General features: G+C 65.9%; 18 protein-coding genes. 11 read left to right on the forward strand and 7 right to left on the reverse strand.

Annotation, left to right across the window (positions count from 1 at the left end; genetic code table 11):
* Positions 1 to 151 precede the first annotated feature (151 nt).
* From ACFLEY_RS42010 to ACFLEY_RS42020, 3 genes are read left to right on the forward strand one after another with little or no spacing between them, the layout of a single operon-like run.
* Entirely contained in the window at positions 152 to 1,171 is a 1,020-nt protein-coding gene (locus ACFLEY_RS42010; RefSeq protein ID WP_038965387.1) for a hypothetical protein, read from the forward strand.
* A gap of 4 nt (positions 1,172 to 1,175) precedes the next feature.
* Complete coding sequence (locus tag ACFLEY_RS42015; protein ID WP_011084326.1) at positions 1,176 to 2,204, forward strand: peptidoglycan -binding protein; 1,029 nt, start codon at positions 1,176 to 1,178, stop codon at positions 2,202 to 2,204.
* Positions 2,204 to 2,650 (forward strand): GNAT family N-acetyltransferase, encoded by a 447-nt coding sequence (locus ACFLEY_RS42020; protein WP_060909148.1) that lies wholly within the window; start codon positions 2,204 to 2,206, stop codon positions 2,648 to 2,650. Before ACFLEY_RS42015 ends, ACFLEY_RS42020 begins: the two co-directional genes overlap by 1 nt.
* Positions 2,651 to 2,846: 196 nt before the next feature.
* Here ACFLEY_RS42020 and ACFLEY_RS42025 read toward each other — a convergent pair whose 3' ends face one another.
* Positions 2,847 to 4,697 (reverse strand): ABC transporter ATP-binding protein/permease, encoded by a 1,851-nt coding sequence (locus tag ACFLEY_RS42025; RefSeq protein ID WP_060909149.1) that lies wholly within the window; start codon positions 4,695 to 4,697, stop codon positions 2,847 to 2,849.
* 201 nt (positions 4,698 to 4,898) lie between these two features.
* On the opposite strand from ACFLEY_RS42025, the gene rpmE reads away from it, so the two are divergent.
* Positions 4,899 to 5,126 carry a 50S ribosomal protein L31 gene (gene rpmE, locus ACFLEY_RS42030; protein ID WP_011084323.1) on the forward strand — a complete coding sequence of 76 codons (228 nt, stop codon included), beginning with the start codon at positions 4,899 to 4,901 and terminating at the stop codon, positions 5,124 to 5,126.
* Positions 5,127 to 5,334: 208 nt separating this feature from the next.
* Here the strand turns inward: rpmE and ACFLEY_RS42035 are convergent, their stop codons facing one another.
* Both ACFLEY_RS42035 and ACFLEY_RS42040 read right to left on the reverse strand, forming a co-directional pair.
* A complete protein-coding gene (locus tag ACFLEY_RS42035) occupies positions 5,335 to 5,844 on the reverse strand; it encodes a DUF1465 family protein (RefSeq protein ID WP_011084322.1) in 510 nt (169 codons plus the stop codon).
* A gap of 578 nt (positions 5,845 to 6,422) precedes the next feature.
* Complete coding sequence (locus ACFLEY_RS42040) at positions 6,423 to 6,614, reverse strand: DUF1192 domain-containing protein (protein WP_060909150.1); 192 nt, start codon at positions 6,612 to 6,614, stop codon at positions 6,423 to 6,425.
* Positions 6,615 to 6,727: 113 nt separating this feature from the next.
* Between ACFLEY_RS42040 and ACFLEY_RS42045 the strand changes: the two genes are divergently transcribed.
* Both ACFLEY_RS42045 and ACFLEY_RS42050 read left to right on the forward strand, forming a co-directional pair.
* On the forward strand, positions 6,728 to 7,726 hold the full coding sequence (locus ACFLEY_RS42045) for an NAD(P)H-quinone oxidoreductase (protein WP_060909151.1): 999 nt from the start codon (positions 6,728 to 6,730) through the stop codon (positions 7,724 to 7,726).
* A 138-nt stretch (positions 7,727 to 7,864) separates the two neighbouring features.
* The gene (locus ACFLEY_RS42050; RefSeq protein WP_060909152.1) at positions 7,865 to 10,741 is read left to right on the forward strand and encodes an EAL domain-containing protein; all 2,877 of its coding nucleotides are present in this window, start codon (positions 7,865 to 7,867) and stop codon (positions 10,739 to 10,741) included.
* A 42-nt stretch (positions 10,742 to 10,783) separates the two neighbouring features.
* On the opposite strand, the gene ACFLEY_RS42055 is transcribed toward ACFLEY_RS42050, so the two are convergent.
* Entirely contained in the window at positions 10,784 to 11,050 is a 267-nt protein-coding gene (locus ACFLEY_RS42055) for a hypothetical protein (protein WP_028173458.1), read from the reverse strand.
* 153 nt (positions 11,051 to 11,203) lie between these two features.
* Between ACFLEY_RS42055 and ACFLEY_RS42060 the strand changes: the two genes are divergently transcribed.
* Positions 11,204 to 12,700, forward strand: coding sequence for a diguanylate cyclase (locus ACFLEY_RS42060; RefSeq protein ID WP_028173459.1), 1,497 nt, complete (start codon positions 11,204 to 11,206; stop codon positions 12,698 to 12,700).
* A gap of 133 nt (positions 12,701 to 12,833) precedes the next feature.
* Here ACFLEY_RS42060 and ACFLEY_RS42065 read toward each other — a convergent pair whose 3' ends face one another.
* Positions 12,834 to 13,709 carry a UTP--glucose-1-phosphate uridylyltransferase gene (locus ACFLEY_RS42065; protein WP_011084315.1) on the reverse strand — a complete coding sequence of 292 codons (876 nt, stop codon included), beginning with the start codon at positions 13,707 to 13,709 and terminating at the stop codon, positions 12,834 to 12,836.
* 204 nt (positions 13,710 to 13,913) lie between these two features.
* Here ACFLEY_RS42065 and ACFLEY_RS42070 point away from each other — a divergent pair, with 204 nt between their 5' ends.
* Together ACFLEY_RS42070 and ACFLEY_RS42075 are read left to right on the forward strand one after the other, a co-directional pair.
* On the forward strand, positions 13,914 to 15,296 hold the full coding sequence (locus ACFLEY_RS42070; protein WP_373565348.1) for a lytic murein transglycosylase: 1,383 nt from the start codon (positions 13,914 to 13,916) through the stop codon (positions 15,294 to 15,296).
* Positions 15,297 to 15,476: 180 nt separating this feature from the next.
* Positions 15,477 to 17,186: an SGNH family hydrolase gene (locus tag ACFLEY_RS42075; protein WP_060909154.1), complete on the forward strand. Its 1,710-nt coding sequence runs from the start codon at positions 15,477 to 15,479 to the stop codon at positions 17,184 to 17,186.
* Positions 17,187 to 17,254: 68 nt separating this feature from the next.
* On the opposite strand, the gene ACFLEY_RS42080 is transcribed toward ACFLEY_RS42075, so the two are convergent.
* Together ACFLEY_RS42080 and ACFLEY_RS42085 are read right to left on the reverse strand one after the other, a co-directional pair.
* A complete protein-coding gene (locus tag ACFLEY_RS42080; RefSeq protein ID WP_060909155.1) occupies positions 17,255 to 17,629 on the reverse strand; it encodes a CsbD family protein in 375 nt (124 codons plus the stop codon).
* A 72-nt stretch (positions 17,630 to 17,701) separates the two neighbouring features.
* Positions 17,702 to 18,439 carry an SDR family NAD(P)-dependent oxidoreductase gene (locus ACFLEY_RS42085; RefSeq protein ID WP_060909156.1) on the reverse strand — a complete coding sequence of 246 codons (738 nt, stop codon included), beginning with the start codon at positions 18,437 to 18,439 and terminating at the stop codon, positions 17,702 to 17,704.
* Between the two features lie 98 nt (positions 18,440 to 18,537).
* On the opposite strand from ACFLEY_RS42085, the gene ACFLEY_RS42090 reads away from it, so the two are divergent.
* Both ACFLEY_RS42090 and ACFLEY_RS42095 read left to right on the forward strand, forming a co-directional pair.
* Positions 18,538 to 19,317: an SDR family NAD(P)-dependent oxidoreductase gene (locus ACFLEY_RS42090; protein ID WP_060909157.1), complete on the forward strand. Its 780-nt coding sequence runs from the start codon at positions 18,538 to 18,540 to the stop codon at positions 19,315 to 19,317.
* 98 nt (positions 19,318 to 19,415) lie between these two features.
* Positions 19,416 to 20,303 (forward strand): TauD/TfdA family dioxygenase, encoded by an 888-nt coding sequence (locus tag ACFLEY_RS42095; protein WP_060909158.1) that lies wholly within the window; start codon positions 19,416 to 19,418, stop codon positions 20,301 to 20,303.
* Positions 20,304 to 20,395: the final 92 nt, after the last annotated feature.

Below are 20,395 nucleotides of genomic sequence, written 5' to 3' on the forward strand. Positions count from 1 at the left end.
AGTTTTGCAAAATACGTCCTTATCAAAGCGCGGTTTCGGCTTTGGGTTCCGGAAGCTCTCCACGGAATCCGCGCATCCGACGCTTTTTTTGGGCTGGCGCTGTGCCATAGTGCGCGCCGCAAGCAAGCTTTCGTAACGGATGATACCGGACATGCCGTCAGGCGCCTCGCCCCGCTCCCCCATGGACATCGAATACACCAAGCTATCCTCGCCCAGCGTCTTCCTGGTGCGGATGCTGGTCTTCCTGGTGCTCTGCGCACTGGTGGGCGTGGTGCTCTACAAGCAGATCATCCAGGCCTTCTTCGCCAATCCGGGCCTCAACGCCCTGATCGGGGCGGTGCTGTTCATCGGCATCGTGCTGGCCTTCCGCCAGGTCATCCGGCTCTACCCAGAGGTGTCCTGGGTCAATAATTTCCGCATCGCCGATCCCGGCCTTGCCCCGGCCCGGCACCCCAAGCTGCTGGCGCCGATGGCCATGATCCTGGGCGGCGAGCGCACCGGGCGGATGACGATCACCCAGACCACGATGCGGCACCTGCTCGATTCGATCGCGACCCGCCTCGACGAGGCCCGGGACATCTCCCGCTACATGACCGGCCTGCTCGTCTTCCTCGGCCTGCTCGGCACCTTCTGGGGCCTGATCGAGACCGTCGGCTCGGTCGGCAAGGTGATCGACGGGCTCAAGGTCGGCGGCGATTCCGGGGCGCTGTTCGACACGCTGAAGGAGGGCCTCGCCGCGCCGCTCGGCGGCATGGGCATCTCGTTCTCGAGCTCCCTGTTCGGTCTCGCCGGCTCGCTGATCCTCGGCTTCCTCGACCTGCAATCGAGCCAGGCCCAGAACCGCTTCTACACCGACCTCGAGGACTGGCTCGCCACCACCGTGCGCGAATATGGCCGCGGCGAAGTGACTGTGGCCGCCACCGGCGGGGGTGTTGCCAGCGGCGAGCTTCAGGCCGCCGTCGAGCGGCTGCGCTCCGTGCTGGAGGAAGGCAGCGCCAGCCGCGGCACCACGGCGGCGATGGCGAGCCTTGCCGAAGCCATCCAGGCGCTGGTCTCGCACATGCGCACCGAGCAGCAGATGATCCGCGAATGGGCCGACGGCCAGGGCGAGCAGAACCGCGAGATCCGCCGCCTGCTGGAGCGGCTCGCGCGCCAGCCCGAGAAGGGTTAGCGACATGGCTCTAGCGCGCGGCCGCCGCAGCGACGGCGCCTTCAACTACTGGCCCGGCTTCGTCGACGCGCTGTCGACGCTGGTGCTGTCGATCGTGTTCCTGCTGTCGGTGTTCCTGGTCGTGCAGTTCTTCCTGTCGCAGGAGGTGAGCGGCAAGGACAAGGCGCTGGAGCAGCTCAACGCCAAGATCGCCCAGCTCAACGAGCTGCTCTCGCTGGAGAAGCTCGGCAAGCTCACGCTCGACGACCAGGTCTCGCAATTGAAGGCCGGCCTCGCCTCGGCGGAGTCCGAGCGCGACCGCATCAAGGGCCTCTATGACGGCCTGGCTGCCGCCGGCAACGACGCGCAGGGCAAGTCCACCGAACTCGGCAAGGCGTTGGACTCGGAGAAGGCGGTCTCGGCGCGGGCGCTGGCGCAGATCGAGGTGCTGAACCAGCAGATCAGCGCGCTGCGGCGGCAGCTCGCCGCGCTGGAAGAGGCGCTCGATGCCAGCGAGAAGCGCGACAAGGAATCGCAGAACCGGATCGCGGATCTCGGTTCTCGCTTGAACGTCGCCCTAGCGCAGCGCGTGCAGGAATTGTCGCGCTACCGCTCGGAATTCTTCGGCCGGCTGCGCGCCATCCTCGGCAACCGCCCCGACATCCGCGTCGTCGGCGACCGCTTCGTATTCCAGTCCGAAGTGTTCTTCGACACGGGCCAGGCGACGCTCCTGCCAGAGGGGCGCGCCGAGCTCGACACGGTGGCGAACGCGCTGATCGAGCTCGACAAGAAGATCCCGGCCGAGATCGCCTGGGTGCTGCGCGTCGACGGTCATACCGACGTGCGCCCGGTGAGCGGTGCGAGCTTCAAGTCGAACTGGGACCTGTCCGCGGCGCGCGCGATCTCGGTGGTGCAGTACCTGATCTCGCTCGGCGTGCCGGCCCAGCGCCTCGTCGCCGCCGGCTTCGGTGAATTCCAGCCGCTCGACACCGCCAACACGGAGGACGCCTACAAGCGCAACCGCCGCATCGAGCTGAAGCTGACGGAGCGGTAGTGAGCGCCCTCCACCTCCGCCCCTATCGCGCCGAGGACGAGGCTGCCGCCATCGACCTCTGGCATCGCACCTGGCAGCAGGCCTACCCGCAGATCAACTTCGCGGCGCGGCTGGACTGGTGGCGCGAGCGCTGGCGCAAGGATCTGGTGCCGAAGGCCTCGATCGTGGTTGCGGAGGCGGACGGCGCGCTAACCGGCTTCGTCACCATCGACGGCGAGGGCTATCTCGACCAGCTCGTGGTCGATCCCGCATCCTGGGGCTCGGATGCCGCGCGGCTGCTGGTGGAGGAAGCCAAGCGCCTGTCACCTTCTGGCGTCACGCTGCTGGTCAACAAGGACAACACGCGCGCCATCCGCTTCTACGAGCGCAACGGCTTTGCGCATGCCGGCGACGACGTGAATCTGACCTCGGGACGGCCGGTGCTGAAGATGGTGTGGAGGCCGTAGGCGCGCGCCAATCTCTCCGGCGTCGTCCCGGCGAAGGCCGGGACCCATACCGCGTGATCTATCGATAGGCGCAGGTGACCGTACCGTGAGAGGACTCTTCACTACGAGTCTTCGACAAACTTCTTCTTGGGGTTATGGGTCCCGGCCTTCGCCGGGACGACACCGAATTTAGGGCAGCCGGCGGGTGTCTCGCTCGTCACGCCCCCTCGAACTGCAACCTCGCGAGCCTCGCGTAGAGCCCGTTCGCAGCCACCAGCTCGGCATGCGTGCCCTGCTCGACGATCTTGCCCTGGTCCATCACCAGGATGCGGTCGCAGGAGAGCACGGTGGCAAGCCTGTGGGCGATCACCAGCGTGGTGCGGTGCTTCATCAGCTCTTCGAGTGCGGTCTGAACCAGCGTCTCGCTTTCGGCGTCGAGCGCGGAGGTGGCTTCATCGAGCAGCAGCAGCGGCGCATCGCGCAGGATCGCGCGCGCGATCGCGATGCGCTGGCGCTGGCCGCCGGACAGCGTCACGCCGCGCTCGCCGAGCGGGGTGTCGAAGCCTTCGGGCAGGCGACGGATGAACTCGGCGGCATGCGCGAGCTCGGCGGCGCGCTCGACCTCGGCGTCGGTCGCATCGGGCCGGCCGAAGCGGATGTTCTCGCGGGCACTCGCGGCGAACACGTTCGATTCCTGCGGCACCAGCGCGATGCGGGAACGGAAATCACGGGGATCGGCGGACCTGACCGGCACGCCGTCGAGCGAGATCGGGCCGCTGCGCGGATCGTAGAAGCGCAGCAGCAGATGAAAGATCGTGCTCTTGCCGGCGCCGGAGGGGCCGACGATGGCGACCTTCTCGCCGGGCCGCACGGTGAACGACACGACGTCGAGCACCTTGACGTCGAGCCGTGCCGGATAGGCGAAGCTGACCTGGTCGAACCCGACCTCGCCGCGCGCCGGCACCGGCAGCGCGCGCGGTGAGGCGGGCGCCTTGATGTCGGGCTGCACATGCAGGATCTCGAACAGCCGCTCGGCAGCGCCGGAGGCCGCCGAGACCTCGCCCCAGACCTCGCTGAGCTGGCCGAGGCCGGCGGCCGCGAACGCGGCATAAAGCACGAACTGGCCGAGCCGGCCCGGCGAGATGGCGCCGGTGAGCACGTCATGCGAGCCGATCCAGAGGATCGCGACCACGCTTGCGAACACGATGAAGATGATGATGGCGGTGAGCACGGCGCGCGCCTGCGTCGAGGTGCGCGCGGCTTCATAGGCTTGCTCGACCTCGCCGCCGAAGCGCTTCGCAGCCAACCCTTCGCTGGTATAGGCCTGCACGGTGCGGATCGCGCCGACCAGCTCGCCCGCATAGGCGGAGGCCTCGGCGAGCGTGTCCTGCGCATTGCGCGACAGACGCCGCACCCAGCGCCCGAAGGCGACCAGCGGCAGCACGATCAGGGGAATGGCCAGCAGCACGAAGCCCGACAGCTTCGGGCTGGTGATGACCATCATCGCCACCGCGCCGAAGAACATCATCAGGTTGCGCAGCGCGATCGACACCGAGGCGCCGACGGCGGATTTGAGCTGGGTGGTGTCGGCGGTGAGCCGCGAGATCAATTCGCCGCTGCGCGCGGAATCGAAGAAGGCGGGCGACAGCGACAGCAAATGAGCGAAGACATCGCGCCTGAGGTCGGCGACGATGCGCTCGCCGATCGTCATCACGAGGTAGTAGCGCGCGGCGCTTGCCAGCGCGAGCACGGCGACGACCGCGATCATCACCGAGAAGTAGCTGTTGATCAGCTCGATGCCCTCAGGCGTCAGGCCGAAATCGATCATCCGGCGCACCGCGACCGGCACCAGCAGCGTGGTCAGCGCGGCGATCGTGAGCGCGACGAAGGCGAGCGCGGCCCGGCCGCGATAGCGGGCCACATAGGGCGCGAGCGCGAGCAGCGGCCGCAGCTTGGCGCGGCCCTTGGCGGGCTGCTCGATCAGCTCGGCTTCGATGGACGGGGCCTCAGGCGGCGCGGCATCGCGCTCGTCGCGGTACTGGTCGTCAAGCCGTTCCACAGCGCTCATGAGATCGGACCCAGGAAGACAGATGTGCTCCACATAGGCCGGTGCGGGGGGAGTGGCAAATCCGGGATGTCCCTTAGGGGACGGCCCGGTTCTCCTTTGCCCACAATGGCTTGTTTTGAAGGGTCCGCTGGGGTATAGAGCCGGCCAAATCCGTCATTCGATAGCCACTCAAGCAAGGCGCAGGTCGCCCTAGGAATTGCCATGAAAGCCGAAATTCATCCGGATTATCATACGATTAAGGTCGTGATGACCGACGGAACCGAGTACCTGACCCGCTCCACCTGGGGCAAGGAAGGCGACACGCTGAACCTCGACATCGACCCGAAGTCGCACCCGGCCTGGACCGGCGGCAACGCCCAGATCATGGATCGCGGCGGCCGCGTCTCGCGCTTCCAGAAGAAGTTCTCGGGCTTCCTCAAGAAGGATTGATCCGGCCGTTTCGGCCGCGACGGAAAACGCCCCCGGGAGACCGGGGGCGTTTTTGTTTTTTCCGGCTGTCATTCCGGGGCGCGACGAAGTCGCGAGCTATGATGCGCAATTGCGCATCTGAGAATCCATAACCACGGTCGGGAGTATGGATTCCGGGCCCGCGCCAAGAGGCGCGTCCCGGAATGACGACCGAGATTGTCGATAGAGCTTACCGCTCGAACGCGGCCTTCAGCGCGTTGAGGTGCGGCACCAACGGGTTGCCGATCGCGATGTGCTCGGCCGGCGGGGTGTGGATGGTGGTGTCGAGGCGGCGCACGCGGGTCTGCAGGCTCATCGAGCGATGGATCAAATCCTGCAGCTGCGAGGGCAGCTTCTCGATGGTGTCGGCGGGACCGGGATCGGCCGCGCTGAGCTTGACCTTGGTCTTCTCGCGGTTGGCCTGGACCAGCGTCATCTCGCCTTCCTTCACCGCGCGGTGCAGCAGCAGCCAGGAGGCGAGCTGCATCAGGCGGGTGGTGAGGCGCATGCTCTCGGTCGCATAGGTGAGGCTGACGGCGCGATCGAGTGCCTTGGCCTCGGTGCGGCCGGCGCCGTCGAGATAGGCGGCGGTCTCTTCGACGAGGTCCATGCCCTCGCGGAACAGCGTGCCGAACGCAGCCGAATTGGTGAACCGCTCGCTGAGTTGAACGAGAGCGCCGTCGGCTTGCAAACGTTCCATGGTTAACGCCCCTTACGCAACTGTTTACCTGTCCGGCTTTGCGCCGGCTTTATGATGAACAAATCATTGCGCGGGCGGGACGCGGAGTCCAGCGACAAGCTCGGATATGGTTTCCGCGGGTCTTTCCTCGGAATTCAACCGCAACGAGACGCAAAAAAGAGCCGCCGGAAGACCGGCGGCTTTGAAAGTTGATAACAGGGAGGCGTCAAACAGAGTGGACAGGAGCCACTCGGTGTCCAAACGAGGACAGTTCCAGTCATAAAGCCGAAAGCTTAATCGACGGTAAACGAGCGAATTTTTTGAGGGTTCGTTAGCCATGTCGGTCAGTGGCCGAGTGCACTGCGGAACAAACTCCCCCTCGTCATTCCGGGGCGCGCCGAAGTCGCGAGCTATGATGCGCAATTGCGCATCTGAGAATCCATAACCACGAGCGGATGAGGCGACCCGGCTCTGTCAGCCTGCCCCCTGCAAAAGCCTGTGGTTATGGATTCCGGGCTCGGCGCTATCGCGCCGCCCCGGAATGACGACGAGGAGAGTTCGGGCGCCACGTCCTGGACACGAGAGTGGAGCGACAGCCGCTACGACTTGAAAATACTGTTCGCCGCATCGCGCGAGGCGCGCTTCTTGGTGGCGGCTTCTTCCAGCCTTGCGATCTCGGTCTTGAGCAGGGCGACGCGCTCGGTCAGTTCCTCCACGGACAACAGTGAGAGATCCTGTCCGATTTCATGCGTGATCTTCTTGCGCGGGCGGTCGTCGTCTTCCGTCGCCATGATCGTTCCTCCTGCGTTCGCACCGGGCACACGGCTGAGGCGGTTGCCAGTTCGGACCGCGCTGGCTAAGCAATGGCCTCGTTTCCTCCCGCACCTTTGCTCAAGGACACATCATGGACAAGCTGCCCGCGCAAATGACCGTGGTCGCCATCTCCAAGCCCGGCGGACCGGAGGTGCTGGTGCCGGAACAACGGGCCCTGCCGCAGCCCGGTCCCGACGAGATCCTGGTCAAGGTGCAGGCCGCTGGCGTCAACCGGCCCGACGTGGCGCAGCGCTCCGGCGCCTATCCGCCGCCGCCCGGTGCCAGCGACCTGCCGGGCCTTGAGATCGCGGGTGAAGTCGTCGCCGTCGGCGGCAATGCCAAGCGGCACAAGATCGGCGACAAGGTGATGTCGCTGGTCGCCGGCGGGGGCTATGCGCAGTACTGCATCGCTCAGGACGCCCAGGCGATGAGCGTGCCGCCGGCGCTGTCGATCAAGGAAGCCGGCGCGCTGCCGGAAACCCTGATGACGGTCTGGCACAATGTGTTCGAGCGCGGCGGCCTCAAGGCCGGCGAGACGCTGCTGATCCATGGCGGCTCCTCCGGCATCGGCACCATGGCGATCCAGCTTGCGAAGGCGTTCGGCGCGAAGGTGTTCGTCACCGTCGGCTCGCAGGACAAGATCGATGCCTGCCTCAAGCTCGGGGCCGACCGCGCCATCAACTACAAGACCGAAGACTTCGTCGCCGTGGTGAAGGCGGAGACCGGCAATGCCGGCGTCAACCTGATCCTCGACATGGTCGCCGGCGAGTATGTGGACCGCAACTACGACGCTGCCGCGGTTGACGGCCGCATCGTCCAGATCGCGACCCTCAACGGCCCCAAGGTCAGCGTCAACATCGCCAAGGTCATGGTCAAGCGCCTGACGCATACCGGCTCGACGCTGCGCCCCCGTAGTAATGCGGACAAGGCGGCGATGGTGGCCGCGATCGAGGCGAAAGTGATGCCGCTTCTGCGCGAAGGCCGGGTCAAACCGGTGATGGACAGCGCTTTCCCGCTGGAAAAGGCGGCCGATGCCCACCGGCGCATGGAGACGAGCGCACATATTGGCAAAATTGTGTTGGAGGCCTAGGCCTCTGCCCCATAGGGACGCCGGAAACCCTTTGATTTTCCTTGCTTTCGTGGCATCTATCGCGACGCACCGAACCAATTCCGTCCGGTCTGAAATCGCCTTGCACACGAAGTTTGCGTCGAACGCGGAGAACTGACCTTGCGTCTGATCAGGTGCCTCGCGCCCATCGCGCTGGGCCTCATGATTCTTGTCGCCGCGCTTCCGGCGCGCGCGCTCGACGCCGTCAGCGTCCGCGGTGACGCGCCCGCGATCGACCTCACCGGCGTGCTCGAGCATCAGCGCAGCGATGCCGACCGCATCCAGGTCTCGACCGCGCCCGGCACCGACGGCATCGTCCGCCGCATCGAGGTGCGCGCCCGCGAGGGCGGCCAGAACTGGGTGGTGTTCGCGCTCGCCAACAACACTGACGACCAGCTCGACCGCCTGATCGTCGCCCCGCACTACCGCATCGTCTCCTCGGGGCTGCTGTGGCCCGACCTCGGGCTGTCGCGCATCGCGACCATCACGCCCTCGACCGGCGACCGGCCGGAGCGGCAGGAAAGCCCGACCGCCGACGTCTTCCGCGTCACGCTCGACCCCGGCGCCGTCATCACCTTCGTCGCGGAGCTGCGCACCGACAAGCTGCCGCAGCTCTATCTGTGGGAGCCGGAAGCCTACAAGGACAAGGTCAATTCCTTCACGCTCTACCAGGGCATCGTGATCGGCATTTCGGGGCTGCTGGCGCTCGTTCTCACGATTCTGTTCGTGGTGAAGGGCAGCATCATGTTCCCGGCGGCAGCGGCGCTGGCCTGGGCCGTGCTGGTCTATATCGGCGTCGATTTCGGCTTCTGGGGCAAGGTGCTCGACATGTCGAACAACGCCGAGCGCATCTGGCGCGCGGCGGGTGAAGCGATCCTGGCGGCGACGCTGCTGGTGTTCCTGTTCGCCTATCTCAACCTCAGTCGATGGCATGTGCGCTATTCGCACATCACGGTGGGCTGGCTCGCCTTCCTCGGCTCGCTGGTCGCACTGGCGCTGTTCGACCCGGCGGTGGCCTCCGGCATCGCGCGCATCTCGCTGGTGCTGATCGCCTTCGCCGGCTTCGCGCTCATCATCTATCTCTCCACCCACGGCTTCGACCGCGCGGTGCTCTTGATCCCGACCTGGTTCCTCCTGGTGGTCTGGGTGGTCGCGGCCGGCATGACGGTGGCGGGCTCCGTCACCAACGACATCGTCGGCCCGGCGCTGCTCGGCGGCCTCGTCCTGATCGTGATGCTGATCGGCTTCACGGTGATGCAGCACGCCTTCGCCGGCGGCGGCGCCACCACCGGCGTCGTCTCCGACATCGAGCGGCGCGCACTGGCACTCGCCGGTTCCGGCGATTTGATCTGGGACTGGGACGTCTCCGCCGACAAGGTCTTCACCAGCCCCGAGACCGAAGCCCTGCTCGGCCTCAAGCGCGGCACGCTGGAAGGCCCGGCGGCGTCCTGGCTGGAAGTGCTGCATCCGCTCGACCAGGACCGTTTCCGCGCCGCGCTCGACAGCGTGCTCGACCAGCGCCGCGGCCGCCTGGTGCAGGACTTCCGCCTGCGCACCCCGGACGGTCATTTCATGTGGTTCGCGCTGAAGGCGCGTCCCGTGGTCGGCTCCGACGGCGAGGTCTCGCGCGTGGTCGGCACGCTCACCGACGTCACCGAGCTGCGCAATGCCGAGGAGCGCCTGCTGCACGATTCCGTGCATGACAACCTCACCGGCCTGCCCAACCGCAAGCTGTTCATGGACCGGCTGGGTGCGGTCGCGCATTTCGCCAAGACCATGCCGACGCTGCGGCCGACGCTGATGGTGATCGACCTCGACCGCTTCAAGCAGGTCAACGATTCCGTCGGCATCGCGGTCGGCGATTCCATCCTGCTGACGCTGGCCCGCCGTCTCACCCGCATCCTGAAGCCGCAGGACACGCTGGCGCGGCTCGCCGGCGACCAGTTCGGCCTGATCCTGCTGTCGGAACAGGATCCCGCCCGCATCACCGCCTTCGCCGAGACCATCCGCAAGACCATCCGTGCGCCGATCGCCTTCAACGAGCGCGAGATTTTTCTCACGGCCTCGATCGGGCTCGCGCTTTCTGATCCTCAGACGCAATTGACGGACGAGATCATCAAGGATGCCGAGCTGGCGATGTATCACTCCAAGCGCATCGGCGGCGACCGCATCGACGTCTACAAGCCGGCGATGCGCGCCCGCAAGACCGACCGCCTGACGCTGGAAAGCGAGCTGCGCCGCGCCATCGAGCGGCAGGAGCTCACCATCCTCTACCAGCCGATCGTCCGGCTGGAGGACCGCTCCGTCGCCGGCTTCGAGGCGCTGGCGCGCTGGGACCACCCCAAGCTCGGGCGCATGGCGCCGTCGGAATTCATCACCATCGCCGAAGAGACCGGCCTGATCGTCGACCTCGGCATGTTCGTGCTCGACCAGACCGCAAAGCAGCTCTCTATCTGGCAGCGCGCGATGCGCTCGCGCGAGCCGATCTTCGCCTCCGTCAACGTCTCCTCGCGGCAATTGCTGCGCCACGACCTGATCCACGACATCCGCACCGTGCTGTCGCGTTCGTCGGTGGCGCGCGGCACGCTGAAGCTGGAATTGACGGAATCGCTGGTGATGGAGAACCCGGAGCACGCGGCGCAGATGCTGACGCGGATCCGCGAGCTCGGCACCGGGCTGTCGCTCGACGATTTCGGCACCGGCCATTCCTCGCTGGCCTATCTCCAGCGATTCCCGTTCGACACCATCAAGATCGACCAGTCGTTCGTGCGCACCACCAACCGCGGCACCCGCCCGGTGATCCTGAAGTCGATCATCGCGCTCGCGCACGACCTCGGCATGGACGTGGTCGCCGAAGGCGCCGAGACCGATTCCGACGCGGTCGAGCTCTACCAGATGGGCTGCGAATACGCGCAGGGCTTTGCCTTCGGCGAGCCGATGGACGCCGATGCGGCGATGCGCCTGCTGACGGAAGTGCGGCTGGAAGCGGCGAGCTGAACTCGCGACTCGCGCGCCACATCAACCTCGAGGTCGGCAGCTTCACCGCCGCCGGTCGTTCTTCTTCTTTTTCGTGAACCTGACGCTCGCGCCGTCCGGCATCCGTGTCGCCACGAACCCGGCGGCGAGGCAGGCCTCGCGCTGCGGCATCTGGATGTCGGGGCTGCGCAGGCTGTCCCACCACGAGGCGCGATTCGCCGCACGCGGCAGGGCCGCGCCGATGATCTCCTCGATCTGTTCAAAGCTCAGCACGAATTCGTCCTGCTTCTGCCGCAGCAGATAGTCGCGCAACGCGTCGTAGTCGTTCACCGTCGTCCTCTCGTCCGAAGCCGGATTTGCCCGATCAGGCCTGCCCAAAACCGTGAGCCGCATCAACCGTTTCTTAACTCATTGCGGCAGTGCCGTCCTACCTTAAACACTACTCAAGCTTTCGGGCGCATCCACTAGGATCGGGAGCAAACGATGCTGTCTGGATGGCGCGAAGTCACGGCACGCCGGCCGTGGCGGATCTCGGCGAAATTGCTGATCATATCGTCCGTCGTGACGGTGATCGGCTTTTCCACCATTTGCGTCAACGTCATGCTCGACATGCGCCGCGGCGAGGAGGCACTCGCCCGCCAAACGCTGGAAAACCTGGCGACGACCATCGAGTCCGACGTCAGCCGCAACATCGAGATCTACGACCTGTCGCTGAAGGCGGTCGCCAACAACATGCTGCTGCCCGAGCTCGCGACGGTCTCCAAGACGGTCCGCCACCTCATCCTGTTCGACCATGCGACCACGGCACGGCATTTTGGCGCGATCCAGGTGTTCGATGCCGAGGGCAGGCTGACCATCGACGCTTCCACGCTCGATCCCCTGCCGGAGAGCCGGAGCGAGGAGGACTACTTTAGGGTTCATCACGACAATCCGGAAGCGGGCCTCTTCATCAGCCGGCCGATGCTGTTCCGCGGCACCTATTCCATCGTGCTCAGCCGGCGCATCAGCGACACCGACGGCGGCTTCCTTGGCGTCGTCGCCGGCTCGATCCGCTTCAGCTATTTCCACGAATTGTTCGAGCGCCTGAGCCTCGACCCTGAAGACACCATCACCGTGCTCAGGCGCGACCGCACCATCATCATGCGGCGGCCGTTCGATCTCGACGTCATTGGCAAGAACCTCGGCACGCGACCGGACTGGAAACCGGAAAACCTCCAGGTCGGAGGCTCCTTTGCGGGCAAGGGCCCGGTCGACGCCACCCCGCGGCTCTATGTCCGCAGCGGCGGGTCCAGTCCGCTGTTCGTGGTGGCCGGCAAGCCGCTGAGCGCCGTGTTCGCGCTGTGGCAGAAGGAAGCTTATCGCATCGGCGCCGTGGTGCTGGCGCTTGCACTGTTCGTGCTGGGATCGACGCTCGTGCTCGCACGCGAGATCGACCGACGCGCCGAGGCCGAGCGCAAGCTCGAGGAGATGGCAACAACCGACGCGCTCACCGGCCTGAAGAACCGCCGCAAGTTCGATGCTGTCATCGATGTCGAATGGCGGCGCGCGATGCGCCAGAAGACGCCGGTCGCGCTCCTGATGATCGATGCCGATCACTTCAAGGCCTACAACGACACGTTCGGCCACCAGGCCGGCGACCAGCTGCTGGTCGGCATCGCCATCTGCATTTCCGATTCGGTGAGCCGCGCCGGCGACTGCGCCGCGCGCTATGGCGGCGAGGAATTCGCCGTGCTGCTGCCGAACACCTCCGCCACCGAGGCCTTCGGGATCGCCGAGGCGATCCGCGGCAAGGTGCAGGGCTGGTCCGACGATGCGGCGACCTCGACGGTCTCCTGCGGCATCGCCAGTCTCGTCCCCGCCGCCGGCATGGACTGGTCGATCCTGGTCGCCGCCGCCGACAAGGCGCTCTATGCCGCGAAGGCGGGCGGGCGTAACCAGTCCGTGGTCGCGAGCTTGCCGAAGCTGTCGCTGGTGGCGTGATCTAGGCTGTCATTCCGGGGCGGCTCGAAGAGCCGAACCCGGAATCTCGAGATCCCCCGGTGCGCAATTGCGCACCTGAGGTCTGGTCCTTCGGACCATCCCGGGATGACATCGAAGGCGTCCGCCTTCGATGTCACTGCCCCAGATACTTCTTCATCTCCGCGATCAATCCGTCGCGCAGCTCGGGGCGCTTCAGGCCGTAGGCGATGTTGGCGCGGAGGAAGCCGGGCTTGGAGCCGCAATCATGGCGCTCGCCCTCGAACTCGACGCCGTAGAATTTCTGCGACCTGGCGAGGCCGATCATGGCGTCGGTGAGCTGGATCTCGCCGCCGGCGCCGCGCTCCTGGGTCTCCAGGATCTTGAAGATCTCCGGCTGGAGGATGTAGCGGCCGGTGATGGAGAGGTTGGAGGGCGCGGTGCCCTTGGCCGGCTTCTCGACCATGCCGTCGACCTCGAACATCTTGCCGGTGCGCTTGCCGACGCCGCAGATGCCGTATTGATGGGTGAGATGGTCGGGCACTGCCTCGACCGCGATCAGGTTGGATTTGTCGCCGAGCGAGGACGCCGTCTCGATCATCTGCTTCAGGCAGCCGGGCGTGTTGAGCACGAGCTCGTCGGGCAGCACGACCGCGAACGGCTCGTTGCCGACGATGTCGCGGGCGCACCAGACCGCGTGGCCGAGCCCGAGCGGCGCCTGCTGGCGGGTGAAGCTGACGGCGCCGGCTTCCGGCTGGTTCTGCGCCAGGATCTCCTGCTCGGCCTTCTTGCCGCGCGCAGCCAGCGTCGCGTCGAGCTCGAACATCTTGTCGAAATGATCTTCGATGACATTCTTGTTGCGGCCAGTGACGAAGATGAAGTGCTCGATGCCGGCTTCCCTCGCCTCGTCATAGACGTACTGGATCAGCGGCTTGTCGACGATGGTCAGCATTTCCTTCGGCATCGCCTTGGTGGCGGGCAGGACGCGGGTGCCGAGGCCGGCGACGGGGAATACGGCTTTGCGGATTTTCATGGGATCGATCGAATACCTGAGGACGTGAACGGAGCAATGTGATCTTGCTAGCTTGTTTGCAACCGCTAACAAAGGCGGATGTGGGGCCTCGCCGTTACAGAGTTGAGAAAAAGGCCGACACCAAAATTTCATCTTTGTTAAGCTATTGGCAACCGCAACCGGGCCTCCTGATGGCGGATTTTTTGGCCTGACAGGTGGGACATGATGCAATCAGTGGCAGGACTGGCAAAACGTGCTGGATCCGTGACCAGCGTGGCGTTGGTTGCGGCTGCCTTGCTGCTGCCGGCTTGCGCGCAGGCACAGGCGCAGAACGGCCTGTCGAACCTGTTCGGCGGTATTTTCTCCGGCTCGAACCCTGCTCCCTCGCAAGCCCCGCCAGGTCCCGGCGGCGCGCAACCCTGGAGCGGCGAGGACGGCGCTTCCGGCCATCCGCTGATGACGGCGGCCGCGATCCGCGAGGGCGCCTCCAATTTCAACAATTGCGTTGCGGGGATGTGGCCCGATGCCGCAAGCCGCAACATCACCCAGGAAAATTTTCAGCGCTTCACCGCAGGGCTCGCGCCCGACCTGCGCATCATGGACCTGATGGACTCGCAGCCGGAGTTCACCAAGTCGATCTGGGACTATCTCGACATTCTCGTGAACGACAACCGCCTCGCCAAGGGCCGCGAGGTGCTCGCCAAGTACAAGGCGCAGTTCGATGCCACCGAAAAGGCCACCGGCGTCGATCGCTACATCATCGCCTCGATCTGGGGCATCGAGTCCAATTACTCGACGCAGATGGGCGACCGCAGCGTGCTGCAATCGACCGCGACGCTCGCCTGCATCGGCCGCCGCCAGGCTTATTTCAAGGACGAATTCCTCTCCGCGCTGGAGATCCTCAACCGCGGCGATCTCAGGCCCGAGCAGATGCGCGGCTCCTGGGCCGGCGCCTTCGGCCCGACCCAGTTCATGCCGACCGCCTTCAAGCGCTTTGCCGTGGACGGCGATGGCGACGGACGGCGCGACGTCGTCGACAATCCCACCGACCTGATCGCCTCCACCGCCAACAACCTGAAGAAGGACGGCTGGCAGGCCGGCCAGACCTGGGGCTTTGAGGTCGTGGTGCCCCAGGGATTCAACTACATGCTGGCGGACCGCGCCAAGGCGATGACGATCGCGCAGTGGGAAAAGCTCGGCCTCAAGCGCGCGACGGGCCAGCCCTTCCCGCACCCGGCGGAGAAAGCCTATCTGCTGGCGCCGGCGGGCGCGCAGGGGCCGGGCTTCCTGATGCTTCAGAACTACCGGGTCATCATGAAGTACAACCCGGCCGAGGCCTATGCGCTGGCGATCGGCCATTTCGCCGACCGCCTGCGTGGGGGGCAGCCCTTCGTGCAGCCCTGGCCGCGGCAGGAACGGGAGCTGGCCCGCACGGAACGGCTGGAACTCCAGCAATTGCTGGCCCAGCGCGGCTTCTACAAGGGCACCCCGGACGGCCAGTTCGGCGGCCAGACCCGGGAGGCCTTGCGCAACTTCCAGGCCTCGATCGGGGTCCCCGCGGACGGTTTTGCCTCCTCCGACGTGCTGGAACGGCTGCGCGGACGGTGAAATCGCGCCGAAAGTAACCCTGAACAGGGATTTCGCCTGACGGCCTTGACGGGGCGGCGGTTCCCCGGTGTATGGCCAAAGAATCTGCGAGAGAATCTGCAATAGAATCTGCCCGTTTGGCGCTTGATTCCGTTATTATATCGAGCCACTTCCAGACCCGTTGCGGGTGCCCGAGATCGCATGTCGAAGAAGTCCCTGTTCAAGGCGCTGACCGAGACCGGCCCGCTGATCGCGCTGGGGACGGCGCTTGCGATTCTGGTATCGGTCGCGGGGCCCGCCTCGGCGCAATTCTTCAACTTCCCCGGCTTCGGCGGCCCGCCGCAACGTTCGGCCCCGCCGCCACGTCAAGGCGGAGGTGGCGGCTGGTTCGGCGGCGACTTCTTCGCGCCGTTCCAGCAGCAACAACCGCAGGCGCCGCGCCAGGATTTCTCGCGCGCGCCGGCACCTAGCAAGCGTGACACCATTGCCGACAAGAACGTGCTGGTGATCGGCGACGCCATGGCGGACTGGCTCGCCTACGGCCTGGAAGACGCCTACAGCGAGCAGCCCGACATGGGCGTGATCCGCAAGCACAAGACCACGTCCGGCCTGATCAAGTACCAGCCGAAGGGCGAACCCTCGGACTGGGCGGCGGCAGCCAAGGGCATCCTCGAGACCGAGAAGCCTGACGTCATCGTCGTCATGCTCGGCCTCAACGATCGTATCTCGATCCGCGAGCCGGTGACTGAGAAATCCGACAAGGCTTCGGACAAGGACAAGAAGAACGACAAGGGCGCGCACGCCAAGCCGCAAGGAAAGCCTGACGCGAAACCCGGCGACGCCAAGCCCGATATCGCGGCGAAGCCGGACGACAAGCCGGCCGATGCCGACCTGCCGCAGGATGACGCCGACAACGCCGACGCGCCGCAGGTCGCTATTCCCGAGAAGACCGCACGCAACCCGAACGGCCTCTACGAATTCCGCGACGACCGCTGGGTCGAGCTCTACGCCAAGAAGATCGAGGAGCTGGCCAACGTCCTGAAGGCCAAGGGCGTGCCGGTGCTCTGGGTCGGCCTGCCCGCGATCCGCGGCCCCAAGGGCACGGCGGACATGCTGTTCCTGGATTCGCTCTATCGCGAGGGCGCGGCCAAGGCCGGCATCACCTATGTCGATGTCTGGGACGGCTTCGTCGACGAAGCCGGCCGCTTCCTCCAGAAGGGTCCTGACTTCGAAGGCCAGATCCGTCAGCTCCGCACCTATGATGGCGTCTTTTTCACCAAGCCCGGCGCGCGCAAGCTGGCGCATTATGTCGAGCGCGAAATCACGCGCCTGCTCGCAGGCCGCTCCGGCCCGATCGCGCTGCCGAGCGAGCCGGCGACGCCCGACACCAGCGTCGAGCCCGGCAAGCCCGCGCCGCGCCCGCTCGCCGGCCCGATCGTGCCGCTAGTCGCGGCCTCGATCTCGACCGATCAATTGCTGGGCGGCCCGGGCTCGCGTCCCGCTGCCGTCGATGCGCTCGCTGCCAAGACGATGGTGAAAGGCGAGCCGCTGACGGCCCCCGCAGGCCGTGCCGACGATTATGCCTGGCCGCGCCGCGAAGTCGGCCGCGAGCAGGCCAAGGGCGATACGCCGATGGCCACGACGACGCCCGACGGCGGCGCTGCTGCTCCCGGCGCGCCGGGCGCGGCGGCTGCTGCGATCGCGCCGCCAAAGCTCGCACCGAAGAAACCGCCGGTGGTGCAGCAGCCGGCCCAGGCGACGCCGTCGTTCCGTGATTTCTTCGGCTTCGGCTCGCCGCAGCCGGCACCGCGTCAGCTGGCGCCGGCACCAGGGCCGCGCAATCCAGCCCAAAACCCCGCGATCCCGCGTCCGCCGGGCAATGTCGGCCGATCGGCGGAAGTGATCCGGTAGCTGGATTTCTGATGTGATGCGATTCCGGGCGCGCGAAGCGCGAGCCCGGAATGACGAGGCGGGGTGGCTCAGCCGTAATAGCGCCAGCGCGGCGCCGGGCGGCGTGCCGGCCGTGACATCAGCAGCGCGAGCGCGAAGCCGATGCCGCCAGCGACGAGCAGTGCGCCGAGCGGATTGTCCTGCACCTTCCTGGCAATCGCCTGCGAACCATCGCGAAAGGTCTCGCCGCTGTTGTCGTAGGCATCCTTGGCGTAGCCGGCCGCGGTCTCGCTGGCCTCACGCACGGCGTCCTTGGCCTGGCCGTAGAGATTCTGCACGGTGCCGGCAGCCTCGCGCGCCTTGCCCGACGCCTGTGTCTGCGCATCGCCCGCCAGATCTCCGACTGCGCCTTCCGCGCGGCCAGCGAATTCCTTGGCCGATCCAACAATTCGATCCTTGTCCATGTGGTCCTCCTCGGGGGTCAGCCGGAGTAACCGATCAGGCGCAGCGCAGTTCCAATCGCCTAGAGCAATCGCCTAGAGAATGAGCCCGCCATCGACGACCAGCGTCTGGCCGATGATGTAGGACGACAGCGGCGATGCCAGAAACAGCGCCGCGCCCGCCATGTCAGCCGGCGTGCCCAATCGCCGCAGGGGAATGCGCGACAAGGCACCTTCGAGCCGCTTGGGATTGTCGGTCGTGACCTTCGTCATCTTGGTGTCGACGAGGCCGGGCGCGATACCGTTGACGCGAATGCCGTCCTCGGCCCAGGCCTCCCCTAGCGTGCGCGTCAATCCGACCGCGCCGGTCTTCGACGCGTTGTAGGCGGGATTGCCCATGGTGGAATGATAGGCCGCGGTCGAGGACACCATGATCAGCGCGCCCTTCGCATCCCGCAACATGGAATGAAACCGCGTCGCGCACGCCATCAGGCTCATCAGATTGACCTCGACGACCTTGCGGAAGCCGGTCATTTCAAATTCGCCCCGGCGATAGATCACAGCGCCTTGCGCAAGCACGAGGATGTCGAGACGATCGAAGGACGGCTTGAAGGCTTCGATCGCAGCGGGATTGCTGACGTCGAGCTGCGCGTAAGCAAGGCCGGTGAGATCGGAGCCTTCCTCAGCCGAATATTCCGTTGCGTGAGCACGCGTGCCGCAGACCGTGACATGCGCGCCCCTGGCGCGAAAGGCCTGCGCGATGCCGTTGCCGATGCCGCTGGAGCCGCCGACGACCAGCACCTGCCTGCCTGTGAAATCGAGCTCGTTCGCCATCGCGACCTCCCTTTTGTCTTGCTTGTTTGACCTGTCTGCGGATCGATGCCAGCCTTGTCAATCTCATAACAAGAAACAGAGGGACGCGAGGAAACAGCATGTCCGAATTCAAACAGCTGAGCCGGTCCGTGAAGGGCCTGACCGCTCTCGTCACTGGTGCGGCCAGCGGAATGGGGCGCGCGACGGCGCGCGTGTTCGCCGCCGAGGGTGCGAACGTCGCGGTGACCGATTACGACGAGCAAGGCGCGATAGCCGTCGCAAAGGAGATCGCAGCGAGCGGCGGGTCGGCGAAGGCCTGGAAGCTCGATGTCGCCGACGGCGGCGAGATCAAGCGCGTGGTCCATGACGTTGCAGCGCATTTCGGCGGGCTCGACATCGTCGTCAACAATGCCGGCATCTCCGTGCGTGTCGCGATCGATGACGAGACGTACGAAGATGCCTGGGCCAAGGGCATCGCCGTGATGCTGACGGCGCATCCGCGCATCATCCGCGCCGCGCTGCCTCACTTGCGCAAATCGAAGAGCCCGCGCATCGTCAACATTGCCTCGACCGAGGCGCTCGGCGCCACCGCGCTGCACAGTCCCTATTCGGCGGCGAAGGGCGGCGTGGCGAGCCTGACCCGCTCGCTCGCGGTCGAGCTCGGCCGCGAAGGCATCACCGTCAACTGCATCTGCCCGGGTCCGATCCGCACCGCGATCACCGACCGTATCTCGGAAGAGCACAAGACCATCTACGCCAAGCGTCGGACGGCACTCGGCCGCTACGGCGATCCCGAGGAGGTCGCGCACATGACGCTGAGCCTGTGCCTGCCGGCCGCGTCGTTCCTGACCGGCGCGGTGATCCCGGTCGACGGCGGCCTGATGGCCCGCAACGCGTAAGAGGTATGCTGCGCAAGCGTTGACATCTGCGGTTGCCGGAGTAGCTTTTTTGTCAGCAGAGCGGGAGCAACCGCTCGCGGTCCGCGGGAGAAAACGCCATGACGATCGCCATCCGGCAGCTTCAGACGCATTTTGTCGGCGAGGTTTCCGGCCTCGATTTGCGAAAGCCGCTCACGCCGGGCGAGGCCCGCGAAGTCGAGTCCGCCATGGACAAATACGCGGTGCTCGTTTTCCACGACCAGGACATCACCGACGAGCAGCAGATGGCTTTCGCGCTGAACTTCGGCCAGCGCGAGGACGCGCGCGGCGGCACGGTCACCAAGGAGAAGGACTACCGGCTGCAATCCGGCCTGAACGACGTCTCCAATCTCGGCAAGGACGGCAAGCCGCTGGCCAAGGACAGCCGCACGCACCTGTTCAACCTCGGCAACTGCCTCTGGCACTCCGACAGCTCGTTCCGTCCCATTCCCGCAAAATTCTCACTGCTGTCGGCGCGCGTGGTGAACCCGACGGGCGGCAACACCGAATTCGCCGACATGCGCGCGGCCTATGACGCGCTCGACGACGAGACCAAGGCCGAGATCGAGGACCTCGTCTGCGAGCACTCGCTGATGTATTCGCGCGGCTCGCTCGGCTTCACCGAGTACACCGACGAAGAGAAGCAGATGTTCAAGCCGGTGCTGCAACGCCTCGTGCGCACCCATCCCGTCCACCGCCGCAAGTCGCTGTATCTCTCATCGCATGCCGGCAAGATCGTTAGCATGAGCGTGCCGGAGGGACGGCTGCTGTTGCGCGATCTCAACGAGCACGCGACACAGGCCGAGTTCGTCTACGTCCACAAATGGAAGCTGCATGACCTTGTGATGTGGGACAACCGCCAGACCATGCACCGCGTCCGCCGCTACGACCAGTCCCAGCCTCGCGACATGCGCCGCGCGACGGTGGCGGGGACGGAGCCGACGGTGCAGCGGCAGGCGGCGGAGTAGGCGCTACTCAGCAATCGGTGTCGTCGCCCGGCTTGACCGGGCGATCCAGTATTCCAGAGGCAGCAGTGATAGAATCGAGAAGCTGCGGCGTA

It is taken from the genome of Bradyrhizobium sp. YCK136 (genome assembly GCF_044570075.1).
Classification (GTDB): domain Bacteria; phylum Pseudomonadota; class Alphaproteobacteria; order Rhizobiales; family Xanthobacteraceae; genus Bradyrhizobium; species Bradyrhizobium diazoefficiens.